Source organism: Cupriavidus sp. 05T42 (assembly GCF_056396345.1).
Genome location: NZ_JBFTLH010000064.1, coordinates 1 through 484, shown reverse-complemented (window position 1 = coordinate 484; position 484 = coordinate 1). Strand labels below are relative to the sequence as shown.

General features: G+C 62.3%; 1 protein-coding gene. It reads left to right on the top strand.

Features of this window, described 5'->3' with window-relative positions; all coding sequences use genetic code 11:
- Positions 1–484: contractile injection system protein, VgrG/Pvc8 family (locus tag AC1EJR_RS27335; protein WP_477113958.1), on the top strand; the 484-nt coding region annotated here is incomplete at both ends.

Sequence of the window (484 nt, the reverse complement as noted above, 5' to 3'; positions counted from 1 at the left end):
AGTACTTCCTTAAGGTTCCCGGCGCGGCCAGCGCCGGGGCATTGTCGGTGGTGTCGTTCGAGGCTGTGGAGCGGCTAGGCGAACCCTATGCCGTCACGGTTCAACTCACGCACCCTGCCGAACTGGATCGTGCCGATTATCTCGGCAAGGCGGCCAGCTTTATCATCGACCCTGGGGACGGGTCAGCGCCGCGGACCTTCGCCGGTTGCATCATGCGTTTCACCGAGACGCAGCAGACGCGGGACTTCCACGGCTACGAGTTCATCGTGGAACCGCTCGTCGCCCGGCTTCGGCTTACGCGCTCCACCCGCATCTACCAGCACCAGACCGCGCCGGAGATTATCGAGGCGATTCTGCGGCGGCATGAACTGGTCGGGCATCAGTTTTCMTTCAGGCTTCGACGCCAATATCCCCAGCACGCGTTCCGCTTCCAGTATCAGATGTCCGATTGGGAAACCATCCGCCTGCTGATGGAGCAGGAGGG